A 22,104-nucleotide genomic window follows, 5' to 3' on the forward strand; every position below is an offset into this window, starting at 1 on the left:
GTAAGCGTTATAAGCGGGGTAATGTGGCAGAAATTGGGCTAGCCTTTTTTGGAGGGCTGTATATTTCCAAACAGGGGAGAGGTCGAAATGACGGTTACGTTTTACCTGGCAGGAGACTCGACGATGGCGGATTATCCGCAGGATCGATCGCCGATGCAAGGATGGGGCAATAAGCTGCAACTCTTTTTACAACCTGATACGAATGTCGTGAATGAAGCGGTTTGCGGGCGCAGCAGTAAAAGCTTTATCGACGAAGGCAGGCTGGATCGTATTTTGCGGCTCATCGGGAAGGACGATTACTTGCTGATCCAATTCGGGCATAACGATGAAAAAGACGACCCGGATCGCCATACAAGTCCCTGGGGAAGCTACGGCGAATATTTGAAACGTTACATAGACGGAGTACGCGCGAAAGGGGCGAAGCCAGTTCTGCTCACTCCGATCTCCCGCCGCTGGTTCGATGCCGACGGATTGCTGACGCAGACGCACGGCGATTATCCCCGGGCAATGGAAGCATTAGCGCTGCGTGAAAATGTACCGTTGATCGATCTGACCGGACGTAGCGCTTCCGCTTACAAAGAAATGGGCCACCAGCGTTCCCGGCAGTGGTTTACCCAGTTTGAAGCGGACGTGCATCCTAATTATCCCGACGGGATTATGGACGACACGCATCTTAACGAAGACGGCGCCGTCGCAATCGCCCGAATAGCCGCACAGGCGTTGGCCGAGATCGGCATTCGGGAGGTTCGACCTGTCTCCGAGCTTTTCGACGATGTTCAATCGCAGGTCGACGCAGGAAAAAGCGCGCCGGCGGTTGCTCCATGACTGCCGAGTTGAAGCGGGAGCTGCATCTGAGCGGACAAGTGCGCATTCACGTTGCCGAATCCCATTCTACGGCGATCAACCACGTGCTGCGAATGTTGACACGCGACTTGAACAGGGTACTCGGCAGCGAGCCTCAATGGGTAGACGATCCCCGACAGGCGCAGATCCGTATTGCTTTGGCTGGCGAAAACGACTCTTGTCCCCAATCACCGGAAGCCTTCGGATTTCGGTTTGTTGCTGGAACCGTATTGCATATCGTCGGACATGACGAGTTGGGGATCGTGTACGGCGTGCTGGAGTTCAGTCGAAGGTTTCTGGGCATCCAGCCATTCTGGTATTGGATGGATCAGAGTATCAAACTTCAAAACGAAGTTATGATTCCGTGCGTCGATTATGTTTCTCCTCCTCGCAAAGTGCGGTATCGAGGCTGGTTCGTGAATGACGAGGTGTGTCTGATCGGCTGGAAACCGGTGTATCCGCCGACGCGCGAAGTGTGGAAGCCGGTATTCGAAGCGTTACTGCGCTCCGGAGGCAATATGGTCATTCCCGGAACGGATTTGCCGCGCCACGGCGTCCATTACGAATTGGCGTCGGAAATGGGGCTGTGGGTGACTCATCATCATGCCGAACCGCTCGGCGCCGAGATGTTCGCCAGAGCCTATCCTGGGCGCGAGATGAGCTACTTGAGAGAACCGGAGCGTTACGAACAATTATGGCGGCAGGCGATCCAAGAGCAGCAGCATCGAAAAGTCGTCTGGGTGCTATCGTTCCGCGGTCAGGGCGACAAGCCTTTTTGGGAAGACGATCCGAGTTTCGATACCCCGCTCAAGCGCGGCAAGCTAATCGGTCAGGTCATGCAAAAGCAGTACGACATGATCCGCGAATACGTAGAAGATCCGGTCTGCTGCGTAGCGTTGTACGGGGAAATCGCGGAGTTGTATCAAAAAGGATTCATCTCGTTACCCGAACATACGATTAGAGTCTGGGCAGATAACGGGTACGGTAAAATGGTATCGCGGCGCAGAGACGAACTCAATCTTCGGATTCCTTCGCTACCGCGAGTCAAAGATTCTGGCCGTCATGGACTATATGTGCATGTAACGTTCCACGACCTTCAAGCTTCGAATCATCTGACGATGTTCGCAGGGAGCGCCGACTTTTTGAAAAGCGAGCTAGAAGGGGCGTTTGCTGTCGGAGCATCCGATTATCTGATTCTCAATAGCGGAAACATTCGGCCTCACGCGTATCCGCTCGATATCGTCAGCACGCTGTGGAATGACGGCACAATCGATACGGAGCAGCATTTGCAAAGCTTCGTCCGATCTTATTACGCGTCGGAGCATGAGGCGCTAGCGCGGCTTTATCGCGAGTATGCCGAAACGACTCTGCCCTACGGGCCGCACCTTGACGACTTGGCAGGCGAGCAATATTATCATCATCCGGCGAGGCAGATCATCGGCCATTGGTTGCAAGGAAAAGAAGCCGAGAGTGATCGTCGTTTGGACTGGGCGGTGAGTGCAGGCACATTCGAGCAGCAGGTAAAAGGGTTCGAAAAACGGCTTGCACCTGCACTCGACAGATGGAAAAGTTGGCTTGCACAATGTGACGAGACGTTGGCGAAGCTCGATGACGACGACCGTCAGCGGGCTAAAGATCATTTGCGGTTTCACGGGGAGCTGCATTTGTCGGGGAGCGAGGGCTTTTATCAACTCTGCCGATCCTATGCTGCATATCGACAAAAGCAATATCCGCAAGCGTTCGTACTGGCTTCGGAGTCGCTCTGGCATTACCGGCGGGGGCTGGATACTTTGCGCGCGGCCGAACATGGAAAATGGGCCGACTTTTACCGCGCCGATTGGTTGACCAATATCGCAAGCACGGCGCAAAATGTCGATACGCTGCGAAAAGTTCTTCGTATGCACGGAGACAGCCCGGATTTTTTCCTGTGGTACAAACTGTATCTGATGCCGGAAACGGAGAAGCATATTTATTTGGAAAATACGCACCGCGAACCGCTCACGGATGACGATTTGGCGACGCGATTGAAAGAACGACTGTTTACGGATACGAATCAGGAAGCCGAAGGCAACGTTGACCGGTGACGGATTTGGGCAAACGCAATCTTCGAAAAACCGCCTTTCAGCAAGTCGAAAGGCGGTTTTTGATCTTCTGTGTTCAAATCAGGATCAAGAAGAAAATGCGGGAGTTGTCTTTGGCATGAAACTTCTTTGGTTATCTTCGAATGTATTCGAACGAAAAAGATCAAGATTGCTGTGGGAAGTCTGCGCCAATCGTCGTTTCTTTCCATTCTTGAATCGAGCTTAATAGGGTTGTGAACTTATGGGTTGCGGCTTGATAAGCGCCGTTGCCCAAAAGCAAGCGCAAAGGAGGAGCATCCAGTTCGGCGATTTTGATGACCGCTTCGGCTGCTTTGGCCGGATCGCCCGGTTCCTGACCCGCGCTTTGACCAATGCCACTCAACATGCGCCCGACCGTATTTTCATACTCAGGGATCTGGGTTTGCGTTTTGACCGAAGAACGACCGCCCCAATCAGTACGAAATCCGCTCGGCTCGATGATCGAGACGTGGATACCGCTTTCGGCTACTTCCTGCGCCAAGCTCTCGGACACACCTTCTACCGCGTATTTGGTCGCATGGTAATAACCAAGCGTAGGGAACGAAGTCAAGCCGCCGATCGAAGAGAAGTTAATGATATGGCCGGATTTCTGCTTGCGCATCAGAGGCAGAACGGCGTTCGTCGCGTGCATGAGTCCCCAGAAATTGATTTCGAACATTTTACGCGTTTCTTCTTCCAGACTTTCTTCGACAGAAGCAAAATAGCCGATTCCGGCATTATTCACCAGCACGTCAATTCGGCCGAATTTTGCTTGAGCGGCAGATACGGCTTCTTGGATCTGCTGCGTATTCGTCACGTCCAGCTTGAGCGCAAGCACTTGATCCTCGCGACCTTCAGCAAGCTCCAGCAGCGATTCGGGATTGCGTGCGGTAACGACGACAGGATATTGTTGCTCGATCAACTGAGTTGCCAGCTCTCGTCCAAATCCTGTCGAGCAACCGGTAATGAACCATACTTTTTTCTGTGACAAATGACTTCACTCCTTCAACGGGGATATTCCCAGCATACAAATTAAAGTGAAGTTTAAGTCAAGTAACAATTTTTGATTCATCAAAAGCTGGTAACGACCATAAAATTCGCACTTGTTCATTTCAGATCAAAAAGTCTTTTTTTCCATGTGCAAGCAGATCATATATCGCCATCTTACGATTGATTTTCTCCAAATGCTCAAGCGTTTGATTCATCTTCCGCTCAACATCCTGCTTATGCTCCAACAGAATCAGTCGCCGCTCATGGAGTGTTTCGTCGCCTTGCTTGACCAATTCGACGTAATTTTTGATATGGTCCATCGTCATCCCGGTATCACGGAGCGCGACCACCAACTGCAACCATTCCAGCTCGGGTTCGCTATACAGCCGACGCCCGCCACTATCCCGCCCGATCGGCGGAAGGATGCCTTCTTTTTCGTAAAACCGCAAAGTCGAAGCCGGCAGACCGAATTGTTCTTGGACTTCTTTGATCGTGAACAACATAAAAACCTCCTTTTCGTTAAAGTTCACTTTAACACGAGATAGAAATTTTAAAAAGAAACCAGTCCACCTGAATCTCCTCAGAGCTAAATGTCCAGCGCGAAGCATAAACTCCACTTTCAAATATTTTGTACATAAAAAAGCCTGGTCCATAAAGACCGGGCTTAATGTTTGTAGAAAAGGTTTGAGTCTGACCAAAGCGCCAAGCGAAGAGAGAAATTCAGTGAAAGACGCCTTTGAACGTGGAAAGCTGTAAGCTTTCTACGTGAGACAGCGGCTTGTGAAGCATTTCGAAGAAATGCACTTCGGCAGCATACGCTGGCAATTTCTCTCGCAGCCTCCCAGCTCACCAACGAATAGGACCTTACGCAGAAACATGAGCAATAATCTCATCCGTCAAATCCAGCCTAATCTGATCCTGAAAAGCACGAATCCCGTATTCGCGATTAAGGTACTGCGTAATCGCTTCGATCAGCGAACCTTCGTTGATATACCAGTCGCGTCCTTGTACGGTAATATGCGCGCTGTAACCGAGATCTTCATCCCACAGCATTTCAACGGTAACTTCCGTAGGCTTGATCGCTCGGCGTTCTGCGATATTCAGACAGACCGCGTTGATAATTTCATCCATCGTAAGCTGCATGGCTTAGTAACGTCCTTCGCGTTCGCGCGAACGGCGACGGTTTTCTTTGACGCTACGGTAAACAGCGCGGACGATAACGAACAACATGTACAGAGCAAGAACATTGACCAACAGACCCAGGATTCCGCCGAAAGCTCCCATGTTTGCGAACAGGCTGCCGAACAGAAGACCGGCGATGCCGCCAAACAAAATGCCGCGGAACATAGCGCCGCCGAAGCCGCCACGGTTATTGGTGTTGTTACGGTTCAAGCTGCTGTTATTGGATTGCGTATTGGAGTTCGAGCGCGTGCCCGAATTGACACTATCGGTATTTTGCGATTTGTTCGGCGTGCTTTGATACGATCTGGGACCGGAGCTGAAGCCGCCGCGACGCGCGTCCGCTTGGTCCGGTACGATGGCCGAAGCACCGAAGATAATCAAGAAAGACAGCATGACGGAAAAGAACTTTTTGGATCGACTCATAATAAGTGAAATTCCTCCTGTAGTTTTGCGATGACCACGATTGAAAGTAAGTTCAAAAGGGTCAATGCAGTAAGGTCTTTGGATAATGGGCAAAGCTTAAATTTCGCCCTTCCCTGACCTTATACGGAGGAATTTCGAGAACGTTTCAATTTTTAAGCTTCGGCCGTCCATTGTCCATACTCTTGCTCGACCCAGTCGATCCAGTCTACGCTGGCTTTGGTACGCAGAATCGCTTTTTGCAACAGAATGTAATCTTCAAAGCCGATATGGCCCGGATTGCGGTGTTCTTTGGGGATGTTGTCCTGAATATCTTTGTAATATTTAATACGATCGACATGGTACGCGCGCCGATCCGCAAACATACGGCGAACCTCGGCAGGTTCTGCCAGATGGATACAGAAGCATTTTAGATTGAATTCGTCGCGCATGACCGGAGCCGCCGTTTCTTCGAGCAACCATTCATGCAGCTTCAGCGTGCCTTCGGGCGTGATGGAATACAGCTTTTTATCCGGTTTGTCTGCTTGCTGAATCCATGTGGCGCTAAGCAATCCTTTTTCTTCCATGCTGCCGAGCAAAGGATAAATCTGGCTGTGCTTGGCTTGCCAGAAGGGCTGGATCTTGAGCATCAAATCATAGCCTGAAGCTTCTTTGCGTGAAACCAGGGCAAGCAGGCCGTAAGAAAGTATATTCATGAAATCACCCGTTCTCCATATTCAGGGCGTCCCGCCGAGGGACGGCGCACGACCTCTTCCCAAAGTGTACAACATAAAAAGATGCCGGGGCAACCAACTCCAGTACGGGCAAAGGGTTAAATAGCCTGCTAATAACGAAAAAGCGCAGTCCCGAAAAGGAACCGCGCCGCACTATTAAACTTTTTTCATAATTCATTACGGACACATCATTGCTGATGCACGATGGCGAATTGTTGTTATTTCGAAGATTCACCGGTACGTTCATAACCGTTCGAAATAAGCTCCAACTCACCCGTTTTCGGGTCGATCAGCATACCGTGTACAGGCACACCGGCAGGCATCAGCGGGTGATTGGCAATCATATTCACGCTGTGCATAACGCCTTGAGTCTCGTTTTCTACGCCTTTGAACCATTGACCCAGTTGTACCCCGGAATGATCGAGCGTGGCAAGCACTTCGTCCGAAATTCCGCGTTCGCGCATTTTGCCCATAATATGCTCGGCGTTCAGCGAAGCCATTCCGCATTCATGATGACCGACCACGATCACTTCCTCGGCTTGCAGCTCGTAGAGAGCAACCAGAATGCTGCGCATAATACTGCCGAAAGGCGACGAGATCACGGCGCCGGCCGTTTTCAGAATCTTGGCGTCCCCGTTGCGAAGGTTCATGGCCCGCGGAAGCAGCTCGGTCAGCCGAGTGTCCATGCAGGTGAGCACGACGACTTTTTTTTCTGGAAACTTGCCGCTGATAAATGTTTCGTATTCTTTGTTTTCGACGAACGCTTTATTGTGGTCCAAAATATCCGTAATCTGAGTCAAAGCCGCTTCCTCCTTTTTTCGCCCTGGAGCGTTATCACGAATTTTACATAACACGCTAGGGAGAATTCAAGCCCGAATTTTGCCGAAATTAGGCGAAAGCCGTTTAGAAGCGTGCTTCGGAAGCCGTGCGGTGATCTTCGATCCGGATACTGGAGCCGAAAGATTGACCGTCGCTGGCCAATCGTACCGACGATTTATCGAAACCGCTGATCGTGATGAACAAATTCTGATCCAGATAAACGGAATCGTTTTTGTTCATGATAAACGTGATCGGGCTATCGGAAGCAAGCGTCAAATCCGAAGGTGTCGTTTCGTCGACGAGCCATAGCGCGATGGCTCCGCTAAGCGAACATCCGCAACCTTCGTTATCGTAAGCGATCCGGAGATAACCGGGGCGGCCCTGAAATTTTTGGTCCAGCAGCGTTTGGGCATCGGGAGAAACCGTCATACGGAAAGAGATTGACATGATGCAAGACTCCTTTATCGAAATTATATTTTGCAAAACCTTTTATTGATATTGATTATAGACCCATCAAAACGTATGATCAAGAGGTAAACAATAATTTTTACCATTTTTATGAAGGCATTAAACAAACGAGGTGAATTTTCCGGATGGAACAACAATTGCAGGAACAATGGAACGGATTTCGCGAGCTTGTAGCCAAGATCGGAAGCTACAATGAAGCTGTAGGTCTGATGTATTGGGATCTTCGTACGGGAGCCCCACCCAAAGGCGCGGAAACGCGTGCGGAAACGATTGGACTGCTCTCGACAGAAGCTTTCAAGCTCGAAACGTCGGATGAAATGGGTACATATCTGGAGCTGTTCACGCAAGAAGCGAACGCGTCGCAACTGGACGATATTGATCGCAGACTGGTCGAAACGGTCAAAAAAAGCTACGATCAAAATCGCAAAATCCCCGAGAGCGAGTTCAAAGCCTATACGATTCTGACCTCCAAATCGGAAACGAAATGGGAAGGCGCCAAAGAAAGCGGAGATTTCGATTCGTTCGAGCCTTATCTGACGGAGATCGTAGGCACATTGCGCAAATTTATCGGATATTGGGGAGCGAAAGACACGCCTTACGATACGTTGCTCGATATGTACGAACCGGACATGACCGTCGAGCGTCTTGATGACGTATTCGATCGGTTGAAAAAACGTCTGGTGCCGTTGGCGGAAGCGATCGCGGCGTCGGAAATCGTGCCGCATCTGCCGTTCCTCGACGAAAACTATCCGAAAGAAGGCCAAAAAGCGTTCAGCCATTTCATTTTAAAAGAGATGGGATACGACTTCGACGCAGGCCGACTGGACGAAACGGTACATCCGTTCGCGACGGGTTTGAATCCGGGCGACGTGCGCATCACCACGAATTACCACGAACACGACGTGCTTAGCGCGGCGTTCAGCTCGCTGCATGAAGGCGGACACGCGCTGTACGAGCAAAATGTCGATCCGAAACTTACCGGTACGCCGCTGGCTCAAGGCACGTCGATGGGCATCCATGAGTCGCAATCTCGTTTTTGGGAAAATATGATCGGCCGCAGCCTGCCATTTTGGCAACGTTACTTCGGCGAGCTGCAAAAGCAGTTCCCGGACCAATTGACAGGCATCACACCGGAGAAATTCCATTTTGCGGCTAATCGCGTGGAAAATTCGTTGATCCGGATCGAAGCCGATGAATTGACGTATAACCTGCATATCATTATTCGCTACGAAATCGAGAAGATGCTCTTTAATGAAGATCTCGACGTGAAAAAACTGCCTGAAGTGTGGAACGCCAAATACGAGAGTTACCTGGGCATCACGCCGCCGGACAATTCCAAAGGCGTGCTTCAGGACGTTCACTGGTCGGGCGGCGCTTTTGGCTACTTCGCTTCGTATTCGCTCGGCAATATGTACGCGGCGCAAATGATGCACACGCTGCGCAAAGAGCTGACCAACTTCGACGAGCTGATCGAACAAGGCAACCTGCTGCCGATCAAAGAATGGCTGACGGAGAAAGTATACCGTTTCGGCAAATCGAAAAAACCGTCCGAAATCATTTTCGACGTGACGGGCGAAGAATTGAATCCCGATTATTTGGCGGATTATCTGGAACAGAAGTACACAAGCCTGTATAATCTGAAGCTGTAACACATTGTCTTGGCTTGATAGAGTGATCGGAATCAAAGCGAATGACAACCGTGTAGCTGTAAGCCAATGTTAGATGAAATCCTGCCGATTCTTTTAGAGAACGGTGGGATTTTTGTCTCCGAAGAGAAATGTAAGGAACATGGAAGTTTTGAAAATGAAGAGAATATTTCTGAAAAACGGAGAAGGGATTCGGTGACACGCATGTTTGGTTTTCGCGTCATCAAAACGGCGTTGGCAGCTTTTGCCTCGGTCATGGTTGCGCATTTTGTAGGGATTCCGTCTGCCACATCAGCGGGGTTGCTGGCGATTTTGGGATTGGACACCACTATCAAGCGAAGCGTCAAAACGGTCGTCGACCGCTTTTTTGCTTCGATTGTCGGTTTGATCGTCGCTTGCGTTTTATTCGGCACACTTGGTTTTCATTATTGGGTGATTCCGCTATACATTCTGGTTGCTTTTCCGATCATCGTCAAAGCGACGTTCAAAGGCGGAATCGTAACCAATGCGGTCGTGGTTTTCCATGTGTTTAATGCAGGAGAGATCACTTGGCCCGTACTGTGGACCGAGTTGCAACTGCTGGTGATCGGTCTGGGCTCGGCGATGCTGGTCAATTTGATCTACATGCCGAACCCGGAAGAAAAGCTGTCCAAAATCCGCAGCGAAGCCGACGAGACATTTTCCCGTATTTTTGCCCAGTTCGCCCGAACGCTTCGCAATCCCGATTATGTCTGGGACGGCAAAGAACTGATCGAAGCGGATAAAAAAGTAGCGGAAGGGCTGGAACTGGCAAGACGCTCCCGCGAAAACCAGGTGCTGAAGTCCGATGAATTCTGGGGCGTGTATTTCGTGATGCGCAAGCAACAATTGGAATCGATCCAAACGATGGCCCAGCTCGTGTCGCAAGTCTATCGGCAGATTTCCCAGGCTGAACTCACGGCAGAGCTATTCGATCGGTTGGAAAAAGACGTGAAAAGCGAGCATTATACCGGAAAAGCGGCGGAAATGCTGACAGAACTGGAAGAGCGGTTTAAAGAAATGAGCCTCCCGGATACCCGCGAAGAATTCGAGGTCCGTTCCGCGATCCTGCAACTTTGCCGCGAGCTGAATCGGTATTTGGGGATGTCGAAAAAGGATAAAGCTCCGCATGTGACGTGAGGGGGCTGGCGGATGGAGGGCTGCGGGGTATTCGTTAGCATATGGTTCCGATGTGCCTTTCTTCGAAAAGACTGTACTGCACGAATACCCCTCCGCCCTCCTAGCCAGGGTGGTGTAGGCAGGAAAGTAATGAAACGAAACGATGATTTGAAATCTTGCTTTAAGTTGCATGGGAAAATGGTTTTGAAGTTCATAACCTCATAAAGTCGTTTCTTAATGTGAGTGAAAGTGTTGCAGTCTTTTATCGCTTTTGCATTTCCTGCTTAAAAGTCGGAAATGACCTGGAGCGGTGAATGATTGTGGCATTTTTTATTTGAAAGGACTTGTTTATTAGGGCGTGTACGCAAACTCCGAAGGGGGCAGATTGAGCTGAATTTTCGTTCTCATCAAGGAACTTTTCCGAAGGCGTGCCGGGGCACGTCAAGGGAAAGTGACGTAGAGGAGGGCGAAAAGGCAGCTCAAGATGCACGTCGCCTGAGTTTGCGTACACGCCCTAAAGAAATATTCAAATAGAATTACAGCTGCCTTGAAGAAGCTTCCTTAATAAAATCCAATCCAGCTTACTCAAGGCAACACGCGACCGAAACGAATTTCTCCCGCAGCGCCCAGGTTTTTCAACGAACAGAACTTTGATCAAAAAACTTTTTTCAAAAAGAGATGAACATACGTTCGTATTATCGCGCTTTTTAGAAAAAGTCTGCTATAATCAAGAAGAGAAGAAGCAGGTAAATGGAGGGGAATCATGGCTACTTTAACGCCGATGATGCAACAATACGTTAAGATCAAGGAAGAAGCGAAGGACGCGATCCTTTTTTTTCGTCTTGGTGACTTTTACGAGATATTTTTCGACGATGCGATTACCGCTTCGCGCGAATTGGAGATTACGCTGACCGGACGCAACGCGGGACTGGAAGAAAAAGCGCCGATGTGCGGCGTGCCTTACCATGCGGCGGAAGGTTACGTGCAGCGTTTGATCGAAAAAGGCTATAAAGTCGCGATCTGCGAGCAAGTCGAGACACCTGGCGAGTCCAAAGGGATGATGCGCCGCGAGATCGTGCGCGTCGTAACGCCGGGTACATTGATGGAGAGTCGCGCGCTTGGGGAGAAGTCCAATAATTATTTGGTCTGCGTCACCCGCTCACACGGAATGACGGCGATCGCTGCTTGTGACCTTTCGACGGGAGACTTGCATGTGACCTCTGCGCCGGAGAGCGAAGAATGGCTTAAAGGCGAAGTAGGCGTTTACCAACCTGTCGAAGCGATCGGCGATGCGCAGTTGCTGCAACTGTTGGAGAGCCAGATCGCGCCTTTGGAACGCCGACTGGTCTGCACACCCTGGGAAAAAGGCAAAGAAGATGGCGCGCGCGAACAGTTCGGCGAAGCATCTTGGGCCAGACTGGACGAAGAGCGTCGTGTCTGCGTAGCGCGTCTGTTTGCCTATTTGGCCGAAACGCAAAAAAGGGCACTGGGACAACTGACCAAAATTTCGGTGTACGAGCCGAATCACTATATGATCCTTGATCCGTTTACGCGTCGCAATCTGGAACTGACGGAGACTGTGCGCGAACGCTCGAAAAAAGGCTCGCTGCTTTGGCTGCTCGATCGGACCAAAACGTCGATGGGCGCGCGTACGCTGCGTCGTTGGATCGATAAACCGCTGCTGCAACGCGGCACGATCGAAGATCGTTTGGAAGCGGTGGAATATCTGCATCGCGACCTGATTTTGCGTGGTGACGTACAGGAAGCGCTGCGCGAAATCTATGACCTGGAACGGTTGGTCGGACGCGTTGCTTTCGGTAGCGCCAACGGACGCGATCTGATCGCGCTGCGCGATTCGCTGATTCAGATTCCTGCACTTAAGTCAGTTTGTTTGAATTCCGGTTCGCAGACGCTAGCGGCAACGGCTCAGCGAATGGACGAATGCGCGGATTTGGCAGAAGCGATCGCTGCGGCGATTACGGACGAACCTCCCGTATCCGTACGCGACGGAGGCTTGATCCGTAAAGGCTACCACGAGCATTTGGACCAATTGCGTGAAGCGAGCGTGAACGGTAAGCGCTGGATCGCGGAGTTGGAAGCGGAAGAACGCCGCATTACAGGTATCCGTTCGTTGAAGGTCGGCTATAACAAAGTATTCGGCTACTATATTGAAGTGACGCGCGCCAATCTGGCTCAACTGCCGGAAGGACGTTACGAGCGCAAACAAACGATGTCGAACGCCGAGCGTTACATTACCCCCGAATTGAAAGAAAAAGAATCGTTGATTCTCGAAGCCGAAGAAAAGATGGCGGATCTGGAATACGGATTGTTTCTTGAACTGCGTGAGCAGGTAGCAGAACGCATTCCGCGCCTTAAAGCGCTTGCGGAACGTGTTGCGGAAACGGATGTGTATCAGGCGTTTGCGGAAGCGAGCGCGGAGAAATCTTTCGTCCGTCCACAACTTCATGACGGCTATGACCTTAATGTCGATAACGGTCGCCATCCGGTCGTCGAAGCGGTCATGGAAGGCGGATCATTCGTTGCGAATGCGACCGATCTGGCAGAAGAAGGCGCGAATATCATGCTTATCACCGGGCCGAATATGGCGGGCAAAAGCACGTATATGCGTCAGGTCGCGCTGATCTCGATCATGGCGCAGATCGGGTGTTTTGTTCCGGCGGATCGGGCTAGCGTACCGCTACTGGACCGCATTTTCACCCGGATCGGCGCAGCGGATGATCTGGTTGGCGGGCAAAGTACGTTCATGGTGGAAATGGCCGATATTCAGGTCATGACCCAACAGGCAACAAAAGACAGTCTGATCATCATCGACGAGCTGGGCCGAGGTACATCAACAAGCGAAGGCATGGCGATTGCCCAAGCGGTCATTGAGCACGTGCATGAATCGATCGGTTGCAAAGCATTGGTATCGACCCACTTCCATGAGCTGGCTCATTTGGAAGAGAGCTTGCCAAGATTGCGAAATTACTGCATGGCTGTGCGTGAAAGCGGCGATAAGGTCACATTCCTGCGCAAATTGGTGGCGGGAGCAGCCAGCACGAGTTACGGCATCTATTGTGCGCGCGTTGCAGGACTTCCGGGCAGCATCATTGATCGGGCATACGGTTTGCTGCAAGGTTTCGAGCAAGCAGCGGCTGAAGTGGCAGTGGGTCAGACAAGCGGCATTTCTGCTCCCAAAAATTCAGCTTCCGCGTCCGAGCCAACTCTTTCCAAGATAGAAGACGAAGAATCTTACGCGCAACAAACTGTAGACAGCGTCAAGCAAACGGATATGATTCGGGAAGAATCTTCGCCATTGGAGAGCGCCGTAGACGATACAGTCGCGCATTCAACTCTTCAGGAGCCTAAAGATATTGCGGCAGTCCCTTCAGACGAGGTTGTACAGTTGTCTATTTTCGGAGACGATGAACGTCCTGCCAAGTCGGCTCATACGGCACCGGCCAAAGAAGATCTCAAAGTCAAGAAAATGCTTCAGCGCGTGCGCGATGTCGATGTGATGAATATGACCCCGCTTCAAGCCATGCAAATTCTGAATGAGTTGAAGCTGGAAGCGCAGAGACTGTAGAAGAGCTATTTATGTATTCGCCGCATTGAATCTAAGATTGGACACGGCTCGGGAAAGGAGAAAAGATATGGCCAAGATTAAAGTGCTGGATGAGCATATCGCCAACCAAATTGCGGCTGGTGAAGTAGTGGAAAGACCGGCTTCGGTCGTGAAGGAATTGGTCGAAAATGCCATTGATGCGGGTGCGACTAAAGTGGATGTATGGACCGAGGAGGGTGGGTTGTCTTCGATCCGTGTTACGGATAACGGGTCAGGGATCGATCCGGAAGATTGCGAGACTGCATTTTATCGGCATGCAACCAGCAAGATTTCGGGAGGCCGGGATTTGTTTCAGATTACCAGTCTGGGCTTTCGGGGTGAAGCGCTGCCGAGTATTGCCTCGGTGTCCAAAGTCGAAGTGGTGACAGCCTGCGGTGAAGACGGTGCCGGACGCCGACTGGTTATCGAAGGCGGTACATTGAAAAGCAACGAAGACGCTCCCGCTTCACGGGGAACGGATTTCCGCGTAAAGGAACTGTTTTATAATACGCCGGCGCGCTTGAAATACATGAAAACTGTTCAGACTGAACTTGGGCATATCTCCGACTACATGTACCGAATGGCGTTATCCCATCCCGAGGTAGCGTTTACCCTTCGTCATAATGGCAATTCGTTGCTGCAAACGCTGGGCGGAGGAGATTTGCTTCAAGTGATCGCGGCGGTATACGGAACGACAAGTGCCAAAGCCATGATTGGGTTGGAGGGAGAAAGTCTGGACTTTGCCGTTTCGGGTTTTGTCAGCTTGCCGGACTTTACCCGTTCCAACCGCAGCGCCATAACAACGGTGGTAAACGGACGTTATATTCGCAGCCATGTTCTCAATCAAGCCATTATGCGTGCGTATCATACCCTGCTTCCGGTTGGGCGTCACCCGCTTGTCGTGCTGCGCTTGGTCATGCATCCATCGCTTGTTGACGTGAACGTACACCCTGCAAAGTTGGAGGTGCGTTTCAGTAAAGAAGCGGAGCTGGTTGCTTTTGTTGAAGAGAAGATTCGGGCAGCTCTGTCGCACGAAGTATTGATTCCAAAGGCTGTTAACCAACGAATCGGAAAAAGCAACTCGATTGTGCAAGAACAGTTTCATTTTCCGAAGCGAGAAGGGCTGCTGGGCGATCTTGCATCAGGTCTGCCGCAGGATAAGGATGTGCCGTCCGCAGCCGCTTCGATCGATCTGGACAATGCGGCCTTAACCCATAAAGTCCAGTCTGTAAATGCGAATCTCGAACAATTACCGAAGGCCAGTGTGGCCGATCAGCAAAATGTCGCTCCGGCTGCCGATAAGGACAATGAATCGTCTGCCTCCTCTGTTCCCAAGCAAAATAGTGCAACAGTAGGCGGAGAGAAGGTGCCAGAAGCCCTGAAAGCTTCCGTATCCTATCCATCTGCTGACGGTAAACAAGACTCTCGTCCTCAACAGGTGCGGGAACCTGGACACGGACTCGGTTATACGGGCCGCCCTAACCACTCTGGAGCGTCCAATCCTCGACAAGCTGCTCAACCTGCGCAAAACAGCGCGGCATTAGCACGTGCGGCGGAGCTGTACAGTCGCGGAGAAGCGCCAAAACGTCCTGCTTTTCCGGAAATGACGTTAATCGGGCAGCATCACGGAACGTACTTGATTGCGCAAAACGATCAAGGTCTGTATCTGATCGACCAGCACGCCGCCCACGAGCGGATTAATTATGAATATTATTACGAAAAATTCGGTCAACCGGAAGAGGCTTCGCAAGAGCTTCTGCTTCCGATCACACTGGAATTCACGTCTGCCGAAAGTACCAAGATCCGCGATCGACTCGGTTGGTTCGAACAGGCCGGCGTATATATGGAGCCTTTCGGCGGTCAAACGTTCCGGGTTACGGCTTATCCGCACTGGTTCCCGGCCGGCGACGAATCTTCGATTATCGAAGAAATGGCCGAGTGGGTACTCAGCGAACGCGCGATCGATTTGGCTAAATTACGGGAAAAGGCATCTACGCTCTGCTCCTGCAAAGCTTCAATCAAAGCCAATCAACGTCTAAGCGATATCCAAGCCCAGACCTTGATCGAACGCTTGGGAAGATGTAAGCAACCGTATACCTGCCCTCACGGCCGACCGATCGTCGTTTCTTTCTCGTCGTACGATTTGGAGAAATTGTTTAAAAGAGTGATGTAAAAGCCTTCCCCCAATCCCAAAAGCGATTACAATCCAATTTTCGAAGCCAGACGCTTCAACTGGCTTCGAAAATAACCCGTAAGCGTCCTAATCAACTGGGGGAAGGCTCTGCTTCATCGAATTGGCGCCCCAATCCCAAAAGCGATTACAATCCAATTTTCGAAGCCAGACGCTTCAACTGGCTTCGAAAATAACCCGTAAGCGTCCTAATCAACTGGGGAAGAAAAGTTTCAGTTTGTTCCACCAAACCAGCATCTTAACGCAAGGAGAACACCTTTCATGATGATCGTAACAACCGGCATTCAACCCGCTGAAGCCGAGCTTCAGCGAGCGACTCGTATTGCCGAACGTCAGGGAATCCCGATTGTGCCGAGAGGCCGGACTTCGATTCCTAATCTTTTTTCAAAATATAAAGCGGATGCGGTGTTAATCGTCACTCAGGGCAAAGCTCGTCTTTTCCGTGAAGACCAACCGGTGCTGGAGTATCATCCAAGCATGGGTTATGTCCGCGCGAAGCGTCTATTAAGAGGCGAACCCGATCCGATGATCGACGCTGCGCGGATAGAAGCCGGAGATACGGTTCTCGACTGTACGGCAGGCCTTGGAACCGACTCGCTTGTATTTGCCGTCCAAGTCGGACCTACGGGGCTGGTTCGCTGTCTGGAAGCCTCGGCAGAGCTATCGGTGTTGCTTCGCGAGGGGCTTGCCAGTTACGAGGTCGAGAAGCCGTCGGTCACGGAAGCCATGCGGCGTGTCGAAGTAATCCATACCGATCATCTGCATTATTTGAAATCGTTGCCGGATAATAGCTTTGACGTGGTGTATTTTGATCCGATGTTCCGCAAGCCTGTTTATGATTCCTCGGCGATTTCGCCGCTGCGTGCATTTGCGGATGCTCGGGCGCTGAGCGAAGAGTCGATCCGGGAAGCCGTTCGGGTAGCGCGAAAAACGGTCGTTTTGAAAGAGAAAAAAGGCAGCGGGGAAATGGAGCGTCTCGGCTTCGCGTCAGATGGTCGCGTCCATGCCAAAATTACGTATGGAGTGATTACAGTTGACTGAGAAGCCCAAATTACTTGTTTTGATCGGACCGACAGCCGTGGGGAAAACAAAGCTCAGTATCGAGCTTGCCAAAGCTTTTTCCTGCGAGATTATTTCAGGCGATTCCATGCAGGTTTACCGGGGAATGGATATCGGCACGGCAAAGATTTCGGAAGCCGAAATGGAAGGCATACCCCATCATCTGATTGATATTCATGAGCCGGACGAACCGTTTTCCGTATCCGAATTCCAGGAACGTTGCAATACGCTGATCCCGGAAATTGCGGCTCGCGGGAAGCTTCCTTTTATCGTCGGAGGAACAGGTCTTTACGTCGAATCGTTATGCTACCGTTACGAATTTGCAGACAGCGGGGCAGACGAGGAATTCCGGCTTGAACAAGCCTTGTTTGCCGAAACGCATGGTACAGAAGCGCTCCATGACAAATTGCGGGAGATTGATCCGGAATCCGCACAAAGATTGCACCCCAATGATACGCGCCGCGTCATTCGTGCATTGGAGATCTATAAGCTGACCGGAGAGACATTATCCGAACAGTTGGCCAGGCAGAAAAAGACCACGCCTTACGACCTATGTTTGATCGGTTTGACAATGGGCCGCCAAATGCTATATAACCGTATTGAAGAGCGGATCGACCAAATGATGGAACAAGGGCTGATCGAAGAGGTGCAAGCGCTCCGGTCGCTCGGGTACGCGCCGGACATGGTTTCCATGCAAGGACTGGGCTACAAGGAAATCTGGCCTTACCTGGACGGGTCCGCGACGCTTGAGGAAGCTGTGTATTTGCTGAAGCGGGATACCCGGCATTTCGCCAAACGTCAGCTCTCCTGGTTCCGCCATATGCAAGACATCCAATGGGTAGACGTTTCCGAACCGGAAAACTTTTCTGCAAATTACGAGAAGATTCATGGTATAATTACGGGAAGGTTCAGCTCCGATTTTGAAAGAAAATGACAGTAAAATGACAATTGGGGGTACCGGTTATGAACAAATCCATTAATATTCAAGACACGTTCCTGAACCAACTGCGCAAAGAGAATATCCCGGCCACGGTCTACTTGACTAACGGTTTTCAAATTCGGGGCACAATCAAGGCATTCGACAACTTTACGATCGTGATCGACAGTGACGGACGTCAGCAAATGGTGTACAAACATGCCATTTCCACGTTCATGCCACAGCGCAATGTATCCCTGACTCAGCAAGAGACTACATCCGGGGAGTAATTCGGGACTACTTTTGACCAAAAGTGACGAACGAATGACAAACCTGTAACAGCCATTTTTGAAACTTTTCCTGTATCATAACGTCTAAGTCCATAGCTGCGAATGAGAGCAACCTTCAAAGGTTGTTCTTTTCGTTAGGGCGTGTATGCAGACAGTCTGCATGCGCAAAGAAAGCAAAAGGGGTGTCACAAACATCATGCCTAACCCACAACTGAGCCGCTCCAACCGGACAACCGGAGGCAGCGGTAGCGGAGGTAACGGCGGGGGCAAGAAACCTCCGACGACCGCCAAGAAGAAAACCTCCCCGAAAAAAAAGAAAAGAATAACGGGGAAACGCGTATTTTGGACGTTGTTTTTCACAGCGGCGTTTGCCGTATTTTGTGCGCTGGGCGGTTATCTGTTCATTACGGTGAGCGGAGAGAAAATCCTGGCAGAGAATAAAGATAAGATCGAAATCAAAGCGCCAACAGTCATTTATGACCGTACAGGCGTGCAGATTGGAGAAATCAAAATCCAGCGGGGCGAAGAAGTCGAATCGCAGGACATTCCCGAGTTGCTTCAGGATGCTTTTGTCGCAACCGAGGATAAACGTTTCTTCGAGCACTCCGGCGTCGATCTAAGGTCGATTGGCCGGGCGGCGGTACGGGATATCATTGCACGTTCTGCCGTTGAAGGCGGCAGTACGATTACCCAGCAATTAGCGAAAAACATCTTCTTGTCCGCGGATAAGACCTTTTTCCGTAAAGCAACAGAAGTGTCGATCGCTTTGGCACTGGAGCGTCAGTATTCAAAGCCTGAGATTTTGGCCATGTACCTGAACCGAATTTCATTCGGCGGCCAGTATTACGGCATCAAAGCGGCATCCGAGCGTTACTTTGGCAAAAGCGACCTGAACAAACTTGAACTATGGGAAATGGCGACCTTGGCGGCGATGCCGAAGGCACCGACACGTTACAACCCGATTGCCAATCCCGACAAGTCCAAAGAACGCCGCGCAGTCGTGCTTCAACTGATGTACGAGCAAGGGTATATCACGGAAGCCGAAAAAGATAAAGCGGCAGCGGTCGATTACACGTATACGCCGCCGGAAACGAAAGAAACGCATTACCAAGCCTTTATCGATTATGTGCTTCAGGAAGCGGAAGACACGACGGCATTGACCGAAGACGATCTGAACCGCGGCGGATACAAGATTTACACGACGATGGATGCAAAAGCACAGCAGAGCCTGGAAGAAGCATTCAAGGACGACGCGATGTTCGAGCAAAGTCCTGACGACCAGCCGGTGCAGGCGTCCATGACGATCACGAACAACCAGAACGGCAGCATTGTCGCCATACTGGGTGCCCGTAATTACCATAAAGGCGACTTTAACCGGGCGGTTAACAGCCGTAGACAGCCAGGTTCGGCGTTCAAGCCGATCGCGTCTTACGCGCCTGCGCTGGAAAACGGGTTTACTGTGGATACGCCGCTTAGCAACGAACAGCAAAGCTTTGGCACGTATAGTCCCAAAAACCTGCATGGCTACAGTCAATCGGTTTCGATGAAAGAAGCTTTGGCCGAGTCGATCAATATTCCGGCGGTATGGCTGCTCAATCAGATCGGTGTGGAAACAGGCTTCCAATTTGCGGAGTCGCTGGGCATTCCTTTGACTGAAAACGACCATAATTTGGCGATCGCGCTCGGCGGTTTGAAAACGGGAACCAATACGCTTGAAATGGCCCAGGCTTATAATTCGTTCGCCAACGGAGGCAACTTTGTTGAAGCCTATGCGATCAAATCGATCCGCGACTCGAACGAAATCGAGATCTATAGCCGCATCGAGAAGAAAAAATCCGTTATGAGCGATCAAACCGCTTATGAAATGACGCAAATGATGCAAAGCGTAGTTACGGACGGAACAGGTAAAAAAGCCGATATCGGTCGTCCGTTGGCCGGTAAAACCGGTACGACGCAAAGCGGAATCGAAGGCAATAGCGGAAACCGTGACGTATGGTTCGTCGGTTATACGCCGGAATGGACAGGTGCCGTCTGGATGGGCTACGACAAGCCGAATTCGGAGCATATGCTCAAAAATAGCAGCGGATTGGCGGCTTCCATGTTTGCCCGCATCATGAAGCAAGCGATGGAAGGCATGCCGGTAAATGACTTTAAAGCGCCGGATGCACCTGCTCAGGAAACCGTAGAGACACCGGAACCTCAGCAACCGGAGACGGTTGAACCGGCGGCTTCGCCGTCCGGACTCGTAGCTTCTTACGATGTCGGAAGTCAAACGATCATGTTGTCGTGGCAACCGGTATCCGGCGAAAATATCCGTTACCGCCTATACCGGCAGGAGTCATCGGAAGCTCAGCCTTCCATGCTCACTGACGGCTTGATGACGGCTTCGACGTCCGATACCGGTGCTCTTGCGGGACTTACCTACAGTTATGCCGTCACGGCATATCGGGCAGGCGAAGAGCCTATTGTCGAGTCGGCAGCTTCTAACACCGTTACGCTGACCGTGCCGGCCGAGGACAACCCGGAAGAAGACCTTCCGGACGATACGGTTCCGCCGGATGAGACCGAAGACGATCCGGGAACCGATCAAGGGGAAGTGCCCGTAACGCCTCCGGCAACAGACGATGGCGGAACAAACGGAAATTCAGGCAATAACGGAAATGGAAACTCAGGTAACAGTGGCAATGAGAACGGCAACGGAAATGCCGGAGGAACAGAGACTACCGATCCGGGAACGACAACTCCGCCAAGCGAAGGCGATTCCGGCGGCGAAGAGAATGTTGTTCCGGGTACGGTCGTTCCCGAAGCGCCTGCCGATCAGTCGCAACCGGACCCGACAACCGATCCGGCTGCCGATCCCAATGCTCAAACTACCGATCCCGGTACTGTAGAAGGGACGACAGGAACGCAAGACGGGACGACGACCCAACCTTAACTTCACTTCCCGCATACATCGCGATTGGTGAATGGAGTCCAAATCAAGCAAGCTCTGGAAGCTGGAAACAGCTTTCCGGAGCTTTTTTTGTACATTTTTGCTCAAAACGGGTAATAGAGAGGCATGAGCAAGTCACTTCTTTTGTGAAGTGACCTGAGAATGTGATAAGCTTGATTCAAATGGAATAGAGAAAGGGTCGGTTCCCTATGAAACGTAAATTTGCTGACAGAGCCAACTGGCGGCGCGTAACCGACCGGAGATTCTTGTGCCGGTATATCGACAGCCGCCGCTTTACGGGCTACGTAACCTTGTACAACATGCTCAAATTGAAGGAACCGCTAATGAAAACGTATGGGGGACTTACGTTTTGCGTGGCTGACAAGGGCTATTCTTGGCTGCAATACTTTCCCAAGGACGCCCACTTCATCGTAACGACGATGTTCAACGAAAAAAGAGAAGTGGTGGAGTGGTATATCGATATCTGCAAAGTGCAGGGCGTAACGGACCAAGGCGTTCCCTGGTTCGATGATCTGTATCTCGATATCGTAGTGTTGGGAGACGGGACTGTCTTTTTGCTTGACGAGGACGAATTGGATGATGCGCTGCGGCGCGGAGTCATTACGGAAGCGGATTACGCGTTGGCTACAAAAACAGCGCACGGTTTGCTGCGGATGATCGATGCCCACGCATTCCCTTATTTCAGACTTTCGATCGAACATCGCAGACGGCTGTTCCCGGCTTCCGCTTTGAAGGTGTAGCGCTAGCCTTCGTTCAAAGGAAAGGGGAATTCGG

General features: G+C 51.0%; 18 protein-coding genes. 11 read left to right on the forward strand and 7 right to left on the reverse strand.

The window, feature by feature from the left end:
* The first annotated feature begins 87 nt into the window (after positions 1 to 87).
* A complete protein-coding gene (locus WKI47_RS16470) occupies positions 88 to 825 on the forward strand; it encodes a rhamnogalacturonan acetylesterase (protein WP_340228254.1) in 738 nt (245 codons plus the stop codon).
* On the forward strand, positions 822 to 2,927 hold the full coding sequence (locus WKI47_RS16475; protein ID WP_340228255.1) for a glycosyl hydrolase 115 family protein: 2,106 nt from the start codon (positions 822 to 824) through the stop codon (positions 2,925 to 2,927). Before WKI47_RS16470 ends, WKI47_RS16475 begins: the two co-directional genes overlap by 4 nt.
* Positions 2,928 to 3,087: 160 nt before the next feature.
* Here the strand turns inward: WKI47_RS16475 and WKI47_RS16480 are convergent, their stop codons facing one another.
* The 7 genes from WKI47_RS16480 to WKI47_RS16510 form a co-directional block, all read right to left on the reverse strand.
* Entirely contained in the window at positions 3,088 to 3,933 is an 846-nt protein-coding gene (locus WKI47_RS16480) for an oxidoreductase (RefSeq protein WP_340228256.1), read from the reverse strand.
* A 121-nt stretch (positions 3,934 to 4,054) separates the two neighbouring features.
* Positions 4,055 to 4,435 (reverse strand): MerR family transcriptional regulator, encoded by a 381-nt coding sequence (locus tag WKI47_RS16485; RefSeq protein ID WP_340228257.1) that lies wholly within the window; start codon positions 4,433 to 4,435, stop codon positions 4,055 to 4,057.
* A gap of 361 nt (positions 4,436 to 4,796) precedes the next feature.
* Positions 4,797 to 5,075, reverse strand: coding sequence for a DUF2653 family protein (locus tag WKI47_RS16490; RefSeq protein ID WP_340228258.1), 279 nt, complete (start codon positions 5,073 to 5,075; stop codon positions 4,797 to 4,799).
* A 3-nt stretch (positions 5,076 to 5,078) separates the two neighbouring features.
* Positions 5,079 to 5,537 (reverse strand): hypothetical protein, encoded by a 459-nt coding sequence (locus WKI47_RS16495; protein ID WP_340228259.1) that lies wholly within the window; start codon positions 5,535 to 5,537, stop codon positions 5,079 to 5,081.
* Positions 5,538 to 5,689: 152 nt separating this feature from the next.
* Positions 5,690 to 6,229: a PadR family transcriptional regulator gene (locus WKI47_RS16500; RefSeq protein ID WP_340228260.1), complete on the reverse strand. Its 540-nt coding sequence runs from the start codon at positions 6,227 to 6,229 to the stop codon at positions 5,690 to 5,692.
* A 236-nt stretch (positions 6,230 to 6,465) separates the two neighbouring features.
* The gene (locus WKI47_RS16505; RefSeq protein WP_340228261.1) at positions 6,466 to 7,047 is read right to left on the reverse strand and encodes a carbonic anhydrase; all 582 of its coding nucleotides are present in this window, start codon (positions 7,045 to 7,047) and stop codon (positions 6,466 to 6,468) included.
* A 103-nt stretch (positions 7,048 to 7,150) separates the two neighbouring features.
* The gene (locus WKI47_RS16510) at positions 7,151 to 7,513 is read right to left on the reverse strand and encodes an iron-sulfur cluster biosynthesis family protein (protein WP_340228262.1); all 363 of its coding nucleotides are present in this window, start codon (positions 7,511 to 7,513) and stop codon (positions 7,151 to 7,153) included.
* Between the two features lie 146 nt (positions 7,514 to 7,659).
* Here WKI47_RS16510 and WKI47_RS16515 point away from each other — a divergent pair, with 146 nt between their 5' ends.
* The 9 genes from WKI47_RS16515 to WKI47_RS16555 all read left to right on the forward strand — a co-directional run bounded on the left by WKI47_RS16515 (position 7,660) and on the right by WKI47_RS16555 (position 22,070).
* Positions 7,660 to 9,183, forward strand: coding sequence for a carboxypeptidase M32 (locus tag WKI47_RS16515; protein WP_340228263.1), 1,524 nt, complete (start codon positions 7,660 to 7,662; stop codon positions 9,181 to 9,183).
* A 201-nt stretch (positions 9,184 to 9,384) separates the two neighbouring features.
* Complete coding sequence (locus WKI47_RS16520) at positions 9,385 to 10,338, forward strand: aromatic acid exporter family protein (RefSeq protein WP_340228314.1); 954 nt, start codon at positions 9,385 to 9,387, stop codon at positions 10,336 to 10,338.
* 742 nt (positions 10,339 to 11,080) lie between these two features.
* The gene (gene mutS / locus WKI47_RS16525; RefSeq protein ID WP_340228264.1) at positions 11,081 to 13,903 is read left to right on the forward strand and encodes a DNA mismatch repair protein MutS; all 2,823 of its coding nucleotides are present in this window, start codon (positions 11,081 to 11,083) and stop codon (positions 13,901 to 13,903) included.
* 67 nt (positions 13,904 to 13,970) lie between these two features.
* Positions 13,971 to 16,094: a DNA mismatch repair endonuclease MutL gene (gene mutL, locus WKI47_RS16530; RefSeq protein WP_340228265.1), complete on the forward strand. Its 2,124-nt coding sequence runs from the start codon at positions 13,971 to 13,973 to the stop codon at positions 16,092 to 16,094.
* Between the two features lie 279 nt (positions 16,095 to 16,373).
* A complete protein-coding gene (locus WKI47_RS16535; RefSeq protein ID WP_340228266.1) occupies positions 16,374 to 17,153 on the forward strand; it encodes a class I SAM-dependent methyltransferase in 780 nt (259 codons plus the stop codon).
* Positions 17,146 to 18,105, forward strand: coding sequence for a tRNA (adenosine(37)-N6)-dimethylallyltransferase MiaA (gene miaA / locus WKI47_RS16540; protein WP_340228267.1), 960 nt, complete (start codon positions 17,146 to 17,148; stop codon positions 18,103 to 18,105). The genes WKI47_RS16535 and miaA overlap by 8 nt, the downstream gene beginning before the upstream one ends.
* Positions 18,106 to 18,134: 29 nt before the next feature.
* Positions 18,135 to 18,377 carry an RNA chaperone Hfq gene (hfq, locus tag WKI47_RS16545; protein WP_037288808.1) on the forward strand — a complete coding sequence of 81 codons (243 nt, stop codon included), beginning with the start codon at positions 18,135 to 18,137 and terminating at the stop codon, positions 18,375 to 18,377.
* Between the two features lie 196 nt (positions 18,378 to 18,573).
* On the forward strand, positions 18,574 to 21,312 hold the full coding sequence (locus WKI47_RS16550; protein WP_340228268.1) for a PBP1A family penicillin-binding protein: 2,739 nt from the start codon (positions 18,574 to 18,576) through the stop codon (positions 21,310 to 21,312).
* A gap of 206 nt (positions 21,313 to 21,518) precedes the next feature.
* The gene (locus tag WKI47_RS16555; RefSeq protein WP_340228269.1) at positions 21,519 to 22,070 is read left to right on the forward strand and encodes a DUF402 domain-containing protein; all 552 of its coding nucleotides are present in this window, start codon (positions 21,519 to 21,521) and stop codon (positions 22,068 to 22,070) included.
* Positions 22,071 to 22,104: the final 34 nt, after the last annotated feature.

The sequence above is a fragment of the Saccharibacillus sacchari genome, assembly GCF_037722395.1.
GTDB lineage: Bacteria > Bacillota > Bacilli > Paenibacillales > Paenibacillaceae > Saccharibacillus > Saccharibacillus sacchari_A.